General features: G+C 60.6%; 7 protein-coding genes and 2 tRNA genes. 2 read left to right on the top strand and 7 right to left on the bottom strand.

Annotated elements, in window-relative coordinates; translation table 11 throughout:
- Positions 1-76 (top strand) — tRNA-Glu (locus V6M90_RS12960).
- A 3-nt stretch (positions 77-79) separates the two neighbouring features.
- A tRNA-Gly gene (locus V6M90_RS12955) sits at positions 80-155 on the top strand.
- Between the two features lie 51 nt (positions 156-206).
- On the opposite strand, the gene V6M90_RS12950 is transcribed toward V6M90_RS12955, so the two are convergent.
- The 7 genes from V6M90_RS12950 to V6M90_RS12920 form a co-directional block, all read right to left on the bottom strand.
- The gene (locus V6M90_RS12950; protein WP_332846624.1) at positions 207-4,868 is read right to left on the bottom strand and encodes a dermonecrotic toxin domain-containing protein; all 4,662 of its coding nucleotides are present in this window, start codon (positions 4,866-4,868) and stop codon (positions 207-209) included.
- Positions 4,869-4,946: 78 nt separating this feature from the next.
- On the bottom strand, positions 4,947-6,686 hold the full coding sequence (locus V6M90_RS12945; RefSeq protein ID WP_042944414.1) for a dipeptidase: 1,740 nt from the start codon (positions 6,684-6,686) through the stop codon (positions 4,947-4,949).
- Between the two features lie 94 nt (positions 6,687-6,780).
- On the bottom strand, positions 6,781-7,998 hold the full coding sequence (locus V6M90_RS12940) for a phospholipase D-like domain-containing protein (protein WP_332846623.1): 1,218 nt from the start codon (positions 7,996-7,998) through the stop codon (positions 6,781-6,783).
- A gap of 51 nt (positions 7,999-8,049) precedes the next feature.
- A complete protein-coding gene (locus tag V6M90_RS12935; RefSeq protein ID WP_003172864.1) occupies positions 8,050-8,697 on the bottom strand; it encodes a MotA/TolQ/ExbB proton channel family protein in 648 nt (215 codons plus the stop codon).
- Between the two features lie 18 nt (positions 8,698-8,715).
- Entirely contained in the window at positions 8,716-10,995 is a 2,280-nt protein-coding gene (locus V6M90_RS12930) for a TonB-dependent receptor (protein WP_003172865.1), read from the bottom strand.
- Between the two features lie 24 nt (positions 10,996-11,019).
- Entirely contained in the window at positions 11,020-11,739 is a 720-nt protein-coding gene (locus V6M90_RS12925) for an energy transducer TonB family protein (RefSeq protein ID WP_003172866.1), read from the bottom strand.
- A 2-nt stretch (positions 11,740-11,741) separates the two neighbouring features.
- Positions 11,742-12,149 carry an ExbD/TolR family protein gene (locus V6M90_RS12920; protein ID WP_003172867.1) on the bottom strand — a complete coding sequence of 136 codons (408 nt, stop codon included), beginning with the start codon at positions 12,147-12,149 and terminating at the stop codon, positions 11,742-11,744.
- Between the last annotated feature and the right edge of the window lie 210 nt (positions 12,150-12,359).

Genomic DNA, 12,359 nt, shown 5'->3' with positions numbered 1-12,359 from the left:
GTCCCCTTCGTCTAGTGGCCTAGGACACCGCCCTTTCACGGCGGTAACAGGGGTTCGAGTCCCCTAGGGGACGCCATTTGCGGGAATAGCTCAGTTGGTAGAGCACGACCTTGCCAAGGTCGGGGTCGCGAGTTCGAGTCTCGTTTCCCGCTCCATATTTAACGAAAACGCCGATCAGAGATGATCGGCGTTTTTGTGTGTGCGCGTTACCAATATTTGCCCCTGCCAGTGCGGGGCATGCTTCGCGTAACCCCGAAAAACAGCGCCTCGGCCAGCCGCGACCCGATCACGCTGCGATGCACCTGCAACAGATTCTGCGCCGGTTGCCCTTCGGTTGAGACAAAGCCCACATAACGTTGGTCGACTCGTTTCAGGTGCCCGGCGGTGAATTCCGCGAGGGGCGCCTGTTTCGTGCGGTAGTGAAAGTGCGCGTAGGCCAGCGGTGTGCGGTCGTTGTCGCGGATCAGGTATTCCAGCAGGTAGTCGCCATCGCGGCGCAGTTTGACCCAGCCTTCGATCTTTACGATTTCGATTTCGCCTTGCTCCTTGAGGTACTGAATTCGCGAGGCCTCCGGCGGGTTTCGCTTGATGATTTCAATGCGTAGATCGCGGCCTTCCTGCGTCAAGGTGGCTGCCTTGGTTTCCAGGTTGTTGAGCAGGCTCGCTTCTTTGGCACTGGCGGTTTTTCCACGTTGATCAATGGCTTGGCGCAGCTTGCTAGCCTTCTCGCGTGCGTTTGCGGCAATCCGGGTCAATGTTTCTTCGACCGTAATGGGCGAATTGGAGGTCTGGGCTATCCTGTGGGCCTCGATGATTGCGTGCTCAGCGCGTTCCAACAGGATGTCGGCATCGCCCATCAGGCTTTTTACACTGCGCGCAGGTGGATGGGGACGGGGCGCTTGCACGCGAATTTCTTCCCATACTCCGGCCTCTTCGCTGGCTTTGAAGGTTCCCAGGCGCTGATGGTCAATGGGCTCTTCGACGTCGACGATGTCTGCGTCCTGCTCCGGTGTGCGCTCGCGTACCTGTCCCCTGAACACTTGTTTATTACGGGTCACGATCAAGCGCTGCCGCGAGCCTGAAGGACGCCGGGTGGGCGCCTTGGCAACGGGTTCCTGGGCTTGCTCTTTGAGCAGTTGTGCCTGTGCCTGTTCGGCTTCCTCGCGCAGGTCGGTGATCAAGCGCTCCAACTGCTCGAAAACGTTGAGGTCGAACAGGTCGGAGGACGGCGCGCCGACAAAGTCGAGACGGTCCTGGATGGCGGTGTACTGTTTGATCACCTCCCCCAGCAGTTCGATGCGCTCATCGCGTGGCAGTTCGTCGGCCGCCAACAGGTTGTCGTGCGTCACGACTTCGCGGATCAACAAGTCCAGCGTCTTTGAGAGAGGGTCGTAGTTTTCGTACTCGGCGCCGATCGGAGGCCGCTTGAGCATCAGGATCTGATAGTTTTCGATCAACTTGATGCGCCAATTCATCGGCGTTCCGATGACTTTTGCCATTTCATCCGGCAGATGGGCAGCGGGGTCGTAGCTGGGAACCGACGACAACTCATGCAGGCGCGCCTGTTCCTTGAGGCTCAGTTCAAGCAGTTGCCGGTTGAACCGGGCTGCGGTGTTCGTCTGCTCGAAGATGGCCTGGTGAGCCTGCAGGGCGACGGCATCGTCAGTGGACTCCAGACTGCTTACCCAGCCTTCGAACACCTCCTTGGGGGCCCTGGCGGCATTGCGCGCGATGACTTGCAGGGCGATTTGCTGGCGCAGGTTACTCACCATGTCATCCAGTTGTTTGATCAGTTCGGTGTTGAATGGGTGGATCGGCTGGTTTTCATGTTTACGCTTGAGCGCCTCCAATAACTTGACCTGGCAGCGCTCCTGCTCCTGCTGTGTCTGTTTGTAACGTTCGAAACTGTAGTCGAAGCGTGGATGCTCGGGGTTATCGCGGATCGCGCTGTAAACCTTGAAAGCGGTCTCCAGGCTTAGTTCAGCGCTGACCAGTTCGGTGCGGGCATGTTTGTAGTCTTCTTCCAGCATCTGATTGCGGCGCCGAATTTCGTCGAGACGGGGCAACTGCCTGCTTCGAGGCATGCCACCGATCAGGCGCAGCCGCAAATCAAATGACCAGACCCCATTGCCATCGCTTTTGACCCAGGGTCCCAGGCGCGTGTGTTGATGAATATCGATGACGCGAAAGCCACCCTCCACCGCCGTGACCGGGTACAACTCCCCGTTGATATACGCATGCAGGTAGTACCGCTGCTCGCGGGTAAATACCCGGTATAAACCTTTGGTCGGGCCTTTGGTTTCGATATAACTGGGGTGCACCGGGTTGCGTTGAAACGGCATCGCGTTTTCCGGACGCCAGCGAAAGGTTGCCAGGTTTTCGCGCTGGGACTTCGATAAGGTGGTCGTGGCACTGGACCAGGAGGGCGTGTACATAGGGCTGATTTCCTTAGGCGGCACCGAGCGCATCAGCGTGCTGCCCTCCAGCTGAATCGTCCTGAGCGCCGGTACCGCCCCGGCCTCTGCCGACAGACTGTGCGGCTTGGTCTGCGCAATGCCCAGGCGTTCGTTCAAGGTGGCGACGTGGTGCAGCAACAGGCCGGCCAGTGACGAAATAAACTCCGCGCTGGCGGCGGCCGCATCCTGTGATTGGCCCGACACCTGCGCCTGGGTGCTGCGCATCAGTTGGACCAGCCACCCGGTGGTCGCCAGTGGCCCTCGCAGCAGCGGCAGCACGGCATTGAACACCGTCCAGAGGTCGTTGCGAAACGCGGCCCAGCGTTGCGCCTGGGTGGCAATTGCTTGTTGCCTGGCCGTGGCCACCAGCGCCTTGGCATTTTCCGTGAACACGTGCTGCAGAAAGTCCCCGGCGACCTGTTCGTCACTGAGTAGCGCCGGTGATGAAGTGGTGCGCGGGCTGTATTCATCGCCCGGCAGTTGCCGCTGGGTATGGGGGCTGAGAAAACCGCCGTTGCCAAACAGGGCGCGTGACGCTTCATCGAGGCTGTCCAGTACGGCGGTGTTCAACGGCGCGCCGGTTTGCGCGATGGCGTCCAGCACGCCTTGTCTGGAGGCGAACGCTTGAAGGATCTGCGGCCCGCCGGGACGATAGAGCAGGTGGGGAGAGTTGGCCGCATTGGCCGAACCGATCAGGAACATATTGGCGGCTACGTGCGCGCGGGCACCGGCGTGCAACAGAAAGGCCAGTGGCCGGGCGACGATGGGGAGGCGTTCGCTGGCCAGTTCCTTGGCCATCTCCGGGTACAGCAGCGCACGCAGGGTTTTGAATCCCTCCCAGGTGAATCCGGCACGCCCGCGCAGCAGGTGTTCCAAGGCCAGCAATGGCAGTTGCGCACGGGCATGGTCATGGAACAGCCGTTGCCGGCGGCGCACGTCAGCGCTGTCACCGGTAAGGGTTTGCTCAAGAAAAACCGGGTAGTGTCGGCCGATATCGACCTGTTCGATCAAGGTCTTGAGGTAATCCGTGGTAAGCCACCAATCCGGAATATAGCCGGGCTCCTTGAGGTTCTTGATCTCGGCGCGGGCGTACGACGACGTAAACGGATTGTCCAGCGCCCACTCCGTCAGGCTGCGTTCGCTCGTTTGTGTCCAGCCGACGGTTCCGCCCTGGGTGCGGGTGATTGCAACCGCGTAATCGTCCGGATTGATTGCCACTTCCTGGGGGTAATCCAGCGCCATCTGTTTTTGCAGGGCCTTGCGGGTATAGACGTTGATCGTGTCCACACCTTCGAGGTAATCGGCGCCCGCTGAGGCGCGCTCCACCTCGGCCAATTTATCCAGCCACTGGCTGTAGAGCCGACGTAATTGTGGCCTGGCGCCCTGCAACCAGGCTGGCAAGCGGGACTCGTCAAGCTCGGCATGGGGCGAGTCAGGCGGTGAAAACCAGGCATCGGGCGCGGTCAGGGTATTGAACAGTTGTTTGTAATAGTCCACCGAAGGGAAGGTCGACCAACTGATTTGCGCCAAGTCGTGCAATTGCTTTTCCAGCAACGTTTGGGCCAGTCGGTCGAACACATCGCCGTCCGGCTCCAACAGCGCCCAGCGTATGGCCTCGCCGGAGCGGTGATCGCTCATATAGCGCGGCAGCAACGGGGCCACGTTGTTCAGCGAATCGAGGCTGAGCAAACTCCCGCCCGGGCTATAGAGGTAGCAGGCATCGCGGCCCTGCCAGCGGCGTTTGAGCAGTAACAGGGTCAGCCATTCTCCCGGTCCCGGACCGCTGACGGCGTGTACCAGGAACACGGGGTACTGGTCGCGTCCGGCAGCGGTGTCACGTTCTTCCCGCGTGGGATACAGGTCGCCGAGCACACGCCGCGAGTGTTCGACGCTGAGGGGCGGCACCTGTGGCGCTTTTTTCAGGCACAGGTTCAGGTGCTTGGACACGATGCGCCAGCGACTGCTCAAGGGGTCGACCAATGTGGCCGGTTCACTCCAATAATCGGCCAGGCGCTGTTGAAAATGCGCGACCAACAATGGGCCGCTCTGGTTGATCAATTGCGCCAGGTCATTGATCGTCATCGCGCTGCTCAGCGCCTTGGGAATTGTGCCGCTGACATTGAGGACAACGTGACGGTCGGGCGCGTAGTGGAGCGCTTCGCCCCGCATGACGCGTTCAATCAGCGCATTCGCCGCCGAGCGGATCTGTGTATAGCCGCCGCTGCTGTCTTTGATGGGTTGCCCAATGGCCAGGTTGGCGGCGCGCAACGCCTGGGGGGCGAAGCGTTCGTTCAAGCCCTGCTGAAGCAGGGCATTGGCGACATCTTCCAGGCGGGGTCTGTCAGCGAATACTGTTTGCAGATAAGCCTGCGACAGGACGCGTTGATCGGCGGGCGCGGGTTGGGCGTTCATGGTGGGGTCTTCTCGGGCAAAGACCGCAACCTAGAGCAACGAACGCCCGTCCCGGCGGTAAACAATAACCTCCACTAATCAGAGCTTCGGCAACTGTCCGATACGGCCCATCATCTCGGTGACGATCTGCAGGTCCAACAGGAACTGGTCGACGGTCTTGAATTCGTTGTCGGTGTGCCCGGTGTACTTCACTTCCGGACGCGCCAGGCCGAATTGCACGCCGTTGGGCAATTCGTGCACCGACGTTGCGCCGGCCGAGGTGCCGAACTTATGTTCCATGCCCAGGTTCTCCGTGGCCACCGCCAGCAGCGCCTTCACCCACTCGCCTTCCGGGTTGCGGTACATCGGTTCGGCGATGGAGTAGGTAAAGTTCACGTCGACCCGGGTCTGCTTGTCCCAGGCACTGAGTTTGTCGGCGATCTGGGCCTTGAGGGTTTCCGGCGACTTGCCCTTGGGCACACGCAGGTTTACCGCCAGCTTGAAGGCCTTGTCATCCTGGCCGACAAAGGTCAACGACGTGGTCAGCGGGCCCATGAAGTCGTCGGCGAAGCCCACGCCCAATTTGCCGCCCAGGTAGTCCAGGCCCCAGTTGTCGGCGGCGTAACGCGCGGCGTCGGTGATATGGTTGTGCTTGAGGGCGATCTTGCCGTCGACGCTGTGAATCAGCTCCAGCATGCGCGCCACCGGGTTGATGCCCGACTCCGGTTCGGAGGAGTGCGCCGACACGCCGGTGACGGTCAGTTTGACGTCCTTGTCGTCGACCTTTGCCACGACGGTGAAGTCACCGCCGTTGCGCTTGGCGTATTCGTCGCCGGCCTTTTGCAGGCTGGCCGCCAGTTCGGCCGGTTTATCGCTGACGAAAGTAGCCACCGACGCCGATGGAATCTGGTTGGTGGCCATGCCGCCGGTCATCGCGACGATTTCCGCGCCTTTGCCTTCACCCTTGCGGCGCGGGAAAGTGGCCATCACCGTACCGTAGCCTTTCTCGGCAATCACCACCGGGTAGCCGCCGTCCAGCGCCAGGTTGTACTGCGGCGTCGGGTTGCGTTCGAAGTAATAGGGGATCGCGTCGCCGGAGGTTTCCTCGGTGGTGTCGATCAGCAACTTGAAGTTACGCGCCAGCGGCAGTTTTTCGTCCTTGATCACCTTCATCGCGTACATCGCCACCACGATGCCGTTTTTGTCATCCTCGGTGCCGCGACCGTACATGCGGTCACCGATCAGCGTGACCTTGAACGGGTCGAGTTTGGTGCCGTCCTTCAATACCCAATTTTCCGGCGTCACCGGCACCACGTCGGCGTGGGCATGAATGCCGACCACCTCGTCGCCGCGGCCTGGCAGGGAGATTTCGTAGACGCGGTTGTCGATATTGCGAAAGTTCAGGTCGAAGGCCTTCGCCAGCGCCTCGATCTTGCCGGCGATCTTGATGAATTCAGGGTTTTTATACTGCGGCACACCGTCCACGTTGAAGGTCGGGATTTCCACCAGCTCGCGCAAAGTCTCGAGGGCGGCTTTGCCGTATTTCACCCGCGTATAAATGCCCAGCAGGCGGTGGATTTCGTTCTGCTGTTCGGCGTCCAGGGTTTTGTTGTCGAGAAAGGCGTTGATCGCCGGGACTGCGCCAGTGGTTTTGCCCAGCTCGCCTTTCGCCAACGTGCCGAGGAAAGCGCGGAAATCCGTGACGGACGTTTCATTGAACTGCTTGAGAATCGCCGTACTTTGCTCTGGAGTGATGTTGGCGAACGCGGGCGTTGTCATGATTGAGAGGCCGGCCGCGAACAGGGTGGCCGCCGCCAATTGCTTGAGTGGAAAGTGCATCGCTGAAGGCATTCCTTTGCAAGATGAAGTGGGAGATTTCTGATCGATATGTCAGAAATATTTCCACACATTACCATTACTCAGGTGGCCATGGTCAAGGCTGGCCAGGGTGTGGCACTGCGTACTCATCGGTCAGGTTAAGGGCTTTGGCGTAGGGTCCGTCCCATAACTGTTCATGCAACTCTCCTACACGCTTGGCCATCGCTTCACTGCGCATCACCACCTCCAGGTTGCGCGAATTATCCAGGTAGCCACCCAGCCAATTGCTGGTGCCTACCCACGCCACTTGCCCATCGACTTCCATCGTCTTGCTGTGGATCACCCGTGCATACGGGATAAAACCTTGCCTGGCCTGGGGCAGGGTGACGATTTTGATCTGCACGTTGGGCAACACTGCCAGGCTTTTCAGGTAGGGCAGTTCAAGCGCGTCGGTGTTCCAGTTGGACACCATCAACTTGATTGACACACCACGCGCCGCAGCGGCGCGCACCGCGTTGTCGATCACCGCGTAATAGGGCCGGGTGTTGTCCGGTCCATAGGACAGCGGTGCGTAGTCGAGCAGTTGCACGCGGACTTCGTGTTTGGCGTCGTTGAGCAGGCGCGGCAATTCCTGCTGTGAATCACCGACACCCGGCGGGTTGTAACGTTGCGGGCTGGCGACCAGGTAGTTGCCGGTGCGTGCGGGGGCCTGGCCTTTGGCGGGCAGGGGCACGGGTTTGTTGGCGCCAAGCGCCGCCTGGGCTTGCCAGTCCTGATTGAAGATCGCCTGCACCTGGCTCACCACCGTTGGGTCGCTGATGCGCAAGCCGGTCTCGTGGATGTGTTCGAGGGAACGCCAGTCGAAATTCTGGCTGCCGATAAACGCCTGCTTGCCATCCACCACCATGTATTTGGCATGGATAATCCCGCCGCTTACGCGCGCATAGGGCAGTACGCGAAAGGTCAGGTTGGGAATCGCGCGCAAGCGCTCAAGGGTGGCCGGCTCCGACAGTTTCAGGCCTTTTTCTTCGAGCAGAAAACGAATCTTCACACCGCGTTTACCCGCCGCCGCAAGGTGCTCGAGGACAGCGTCCATGCGCGATCCCGGATGGTCGACCGCATAGAACTGGCCGATATCGATCGTGCTTTCGGCCGCATCGAACAACTCGATCCATACCGGACCCGGCTGGCGCAAATCGTCGGTGCCCAGCGCGCTATCCACCGGTACGGTATGCACCAGTTCAAACCCCGGGATTGAAAAATCCGCCTGGACCAGCGGACTCATGAACAAGCCTGCCAGGCCTGCGATGCACACTTTCAACGAGACGGACATAGCTTCCCTTCATTGCAGAAGTGGCGGGCGCCCTGTGCGCCCGCCAAACGGTCACGCGGTGCGGGTGTGCAACGGCGTCGGCACCCGTTGCGGTACTTCGCTTTGCTCACGGGCACCGCTGGCGGCGCGAATCAGCAGGATCTTCAACTGGTCGTTGATACGCTCCAGGCTGTCCTGGAAGAAGTTATGGAACACTACGCAAAAGAGCGCAATGGCGATCCCCAGACCGGTCGCAAACAATGCCGTGCCGATGCCGCCGGAAATCTGCCCCGGGTCGGAAACGCCCGCGGTGGCCAGCGCCTTGAAGGTATCGATGATACCGAGGATGGTCCCCAGCAAGCCTAGCAGTGGCGCGGCGGTGGTGATGGTTTCAATGATCCACAGGCTGCGGGCCAACGGCGCGCGGGTGCTCAGGTACTGGGTCTCGATCACATCATCCAGGTCTTTGCGTGAACCATGGGAGGCCTTCTGTGCGAGCACCGGCAACACCATGTTCAGCGCCAGGCTGTCACGGCGCGTCAGTGCCTGGGGCAAGTCGCGCTCGCTGTGCACGTTGGCGCCGAGCACCTCGGCCAGCGCACGTGCCTGACGGCGCACATAGGCGAAGTAAATGCCGCGTTCGATGGCTATAAAGACGGCGATGGCCATCGCCGCATACATCACATAGAAGGTGATGTCGTGGAGCAGGTTCATGTCCATGTTCAATTACCTCGCAGGTTAGAAATTGGCTTCCAGGGACACCGTCACGGTGCGTTCCAGGCCGACGATGTAGGCCGGGTCGCCGTCGCGAAAACCGCTGTAGCTGGCCGCGTTGGTCTTGGTGGTATAGACGCCGTCCAGGTACTTCTTGTCGAACAGGTTGTCGACGTTCAGGCGCAGCGTCGCGTCCTTGACCACCTTCTTGTCCACGGGCAGGTAAATACCGGCGCCGGCGTTGAACACGGTGCGTCCCGAGATGGCTTCATCGTTGGTCAGGTCGCCATAGAGCTTGCTGGTGTACTTGCCGCCGAACGTGCCGTAGAAGCGCCCGTCGTCGTAGCCGATGTTGGCCGCCAGCATGTTTTTCGGCACGTTGGCGAACTGCTTGCCGCTGGTGGGCAACAGGATGGCCTGGCCTGCGTTGTAGACGGTCAGGTCGTCCTGCTGCTCGGCCTTGGTGTAGGTGTAGGAGGTGTAGTAGTTGAAGTGGTTGGGCAGCAGGCCGCTCCACTCCAGCTCCAGGCCGCTGTTGTTGACGGACCCGGCGTTGATGTCGGCGAAGTCGCCGTTGATATCCTTGGACGAAACCTGACGATCCTTGAACTGCATATAGAACAAAGTGGCCGCCACGGTCATGTCGTCATCGGTATAGCGCCAGCCCAGCTCGTGGTTCCAGCTGGTTTCCGGCTTGGCGTCGATGGAGCCGGCGCCCTTGTCGTACAGCACGTAGTTCTGCGGGATGCGCATGTTGCGCGACAGGCTGTAGAACAGCTGGTCGCGCTCATCCAACTGGTACTTGAGGCCGACGTTGGGCAGCAGCTTGTTGTAGGTCTGGCTGCGTTTTTCCGCCTGTTCGGTGAGGCTGCCGTGGTTGGTGCCGTCGCGCTTGACGTTCATGTAGGCCAGGCCCGCGACCAGGGTCCAGTCAGGGGTGATGTACCAGGTGTCCTGTGCCCAGACCTTCTGCGCCGGGGTCACGGTGAAGCGGTCACGGCCCTGCACGGTGTTACCGTTGGCATCGACCACGGCATCGCCATCGGGCCAGGTGTCGGTGGGCTTGCCGCTGTTCTTCAGGGCAATGAACGGCTGGGTCTGGCTTTGGCGCGCGCGCTCATACCAATAGCCAAACTGCAGGCTGTGTTCTTCCAGGTCCCAGTTCAGCTTGGTGGTGATGCCCGGGCGCCAGGTCTGCGTGCGCGAAGGGCGGTAGTAGACGCCGGTGGTGGACGAGCCGTCGGCGTTGTACTGGGCGGCGGAGGGCAGGTTGCTCAAGTCGAACACACCGCCTGCGTTGGAGCCGCTGTTGAGGGCGTAGCTGGATGAGCCGACGCCGCTGCCGTTACCCCAAAAGTAATACGGAATCACCGACAGGGCCAGATTGTCAGCCAGTTTGAACTGGGTATTGAGCACGCCGGTAAAAGTCTGGAACGGGTTCTGTGCCAGGGCGTAATAGCTGTTGAGCTTGCCGTTGCTGCCCACGGTCGGCGTGGCGGGGTAGGGGTCGAACTTGCGGCCGTTCTGTTGGAACTGGCCCTTGGTCAACTGGCTGTAACTGTTGTTGTCCTGCTCGTGATACTTGAGGATCAGATTGGCCGTGTTGCCATTGCCGGCGTCGAAGAAGCTGTTCCACTCCACCTTGTCCGCGCGCACGGCGCCCGAACCGCGCCACATCTGACCTTCGGTGTGGGATGCCGACAACCAGTTGCTCAGGCCGTTGACTTCACCCGTATTGAGCCGCGCAAAGGTCTTGCGCGTGGCGTTGCTGCCCATGATCTGTTTGACGAACGCGCCGGTTTCCTTGGTCGGGCGAAGGGTCACGATGCCGATATTGCCGCCACTGGAGCCGATGTGCGGGCCGTCGGACTCGGCCGAACCTTGGGTGACGAAGATCTGGTCAATATTTTCCGGGTCGCCCAGCAGGTTGGAATACAGCGCGTAGTTGCCCGAGTCGTTGATCGGCATGCCGTCCACCGACATCCCCACCTGGTCGGAGTTGAGCCCGCGCATGGTGAAGCGGAAACCCGACAAGCCGGTGTTGTCTTCGCTGGAAATGTTCAACCCTGGCGTGTACTTGAGCTTGTCGATGGCGTTGCCGGTGGCGCTCTGTTTATCCAGCGCTTCCTTGGTCACCGTGGAGCGGCCTTTGATGCTTTCTTCCTGCACCATGTAGCCGCCACCCGCAGTGGCCTTGCCTTGTACGCCAATGGTGCCGACATCGCTTTCGCCGGTGTCGGCCATGGCCATGCCGTGCCCCATGCTTGCGGCAACGAGTGCCAGCTGAATCCTTGTAAACCTCATCAGTGTCGTCCTGGTGTCGGGTGCTTATTGCACGCTGTAGTTGAAGGTGGCGGTGAAGCGCTGCTCATTGCGGCCCCCGAAGGCTTGCTCGGGGAACGGCTTGACTTGCTTGATGCGACGCAGGCTGTTGGTCGCGGCCCGGTTGAGTAACATGCTCGACGCCTGGGTCTGCAGGCCGGAGTCGAGTACCCGGCCCTGGCGGTCCACCAGCAGCCACACCACCACCTCGCCGGTCGGGCGTTCCAGAGACGCCTGGCGGCCGGTGGGGTACTGCTTGTAGGTGTCCAGTTCGTTGCGCAATCCCTTGAGATAGCCGCCCTCCAGCGCTTGGCCATCGACCTTGGGCGGCGCGGGTGGTGCGGGCGTCGGGGCGACTGGGGCGGCCACGGGCGGTGCCGGTTTGGTCGCGGCCACCGGTGGCGGGGTGGGCGCGGTTTTGGCCACTGCTGGCTTGGGCACCGGCTTGGGCTTGGGCTCAGGTTTTGGCACAGGCTTGGGCGGTGGCGGTGGTGGCGCTGGTTCAGCCTCTTGATCTTCGATCAACGGCGGTGGCGGCTCCTGCTCCACTGCTGGCTCAGGGACCACTTCCGGCTCTGGCTCAACCAATGCCAATTCGACCGCCGACTCGTCGTACACCGGCTCGACTTTCAGCGTCTGTGACTGGATACCCAGTGCAATCAGCACCAGAGCGATCACGGCCGGGACACCGCCCAGCAACTGACGCGCACGAAACAGGACGTACATGATCAAGACTTGCGCGTGGCGATGGACACGGAGGTAAAGCCACCCAGGCGCAGGGTATCCATCACCTCCACCAAGCGTGACACCTCCACGCCCTTGTCGCTGTTAACGATGATGGTCGACTTGGCGTCGGGCTTTTCAGCGGCCTTGAGCGCCGGCACCAGGGCGTCGACCGTAAGGTCCTTGCCATCCAGCTGCAGTTGCCCTGCAAGTCCCAGGGTCAGGATGAATTTGTTCTGCGGCTTGAGCTGCTGCGAACTGCTGGCGCTGGGCAGTTGGGTCTTCATGCCGAGCGCCGGAATCACGTTCAGGCTCACGAGTACGAAAAACACCAGAAGGAACATCATCACGTCGATCATCGGGATGAGTTCGATGTGCGCCTTGCGTTTTTTCGGTTCGTCCCAGGTTCTCATTCCGTTGCCCCGTTATTGAATTAGGGGCAACACGCTAACAACGAAAAATGACCGATTGGTTAACTTTAATTGACGTTTTGAGCGCTCTAGGACGGGTCTTACAGACGACTTACCGGTCATTTTTCGGGTGTCACAGAACTGCAACTCGGAGGGGGCATTCTCGAAAACTTTACATCGAGGGCCCCCGGGAATGAGTAGCGAATTGCCATG

This window comes from Pseudomonas lactucae, from assembly GCF_036688725.1.
GTDB lineage: Bacteria > Pseudomonadota > Gammaproteobacteria > Pseudomonadales > Pseudomonadaceae > Aquipseudomonas > Aquipseudomonas lactucae.
This window is presented reverse-complemented; position numbering and strand designations above follow the sequence as displayed.

Excerpts from the sequence above, each read along its gene's own strand:
- V6M90_RS12950 (WP_332846624.1), bottom strand. The coding sequence starts at position 4,868 with ATGAACGCCCAACCCGCGCCCGCCGATCAACGCGTCCTGTCGCAGGCT.
- V6M90_RS12945 (WP_042944414.1), bottom strand. The coding sequence starts at position 6,686 with ATGCACTTTCCACTCAAGCAATTGGCGGCGGCCACCCTGTTCGCGGCC.
- V6M90_RS12935 (WP_003172864.1), bottom strand. The coding sequence starts at position 8,697 with ATGGACATGAACCTGCTCCACGACATCACCTTCTATGTGATGTATGCG.
- V6M90_RS12925 (WP_003172866.1), bottom strand. The coding sequence starts at position 11,739 with ATGTACGTCCTGTTTCGTGCGCGTCAGTTGCTGGGCGGTGTCCCGGCC.
- V6M90_RS12930 (WP_003172865.1), bottom strand. The coding sequence starts at position 10,995 with ATGAGGTTTACAAGGATTCAGCTGGCACTCGTTGCCGCAAGCATGGGG.
- V6M90_RS12940 (WP_332846623.1), bottom strand. The coding sequence starts at position 7,998 with ATGTCCGTCTCGTTGAAAGTGTGCATCGCAGGCCTGGCAGGCTTGTTC.
- V6M90_RS12920 (WP_003172867.1), bottom strand. The coding sequence starts at position 12,149 with ATGAGAACCTGGGACGAACCGAAAAAACGCAAGGCGCACATCGAACTC.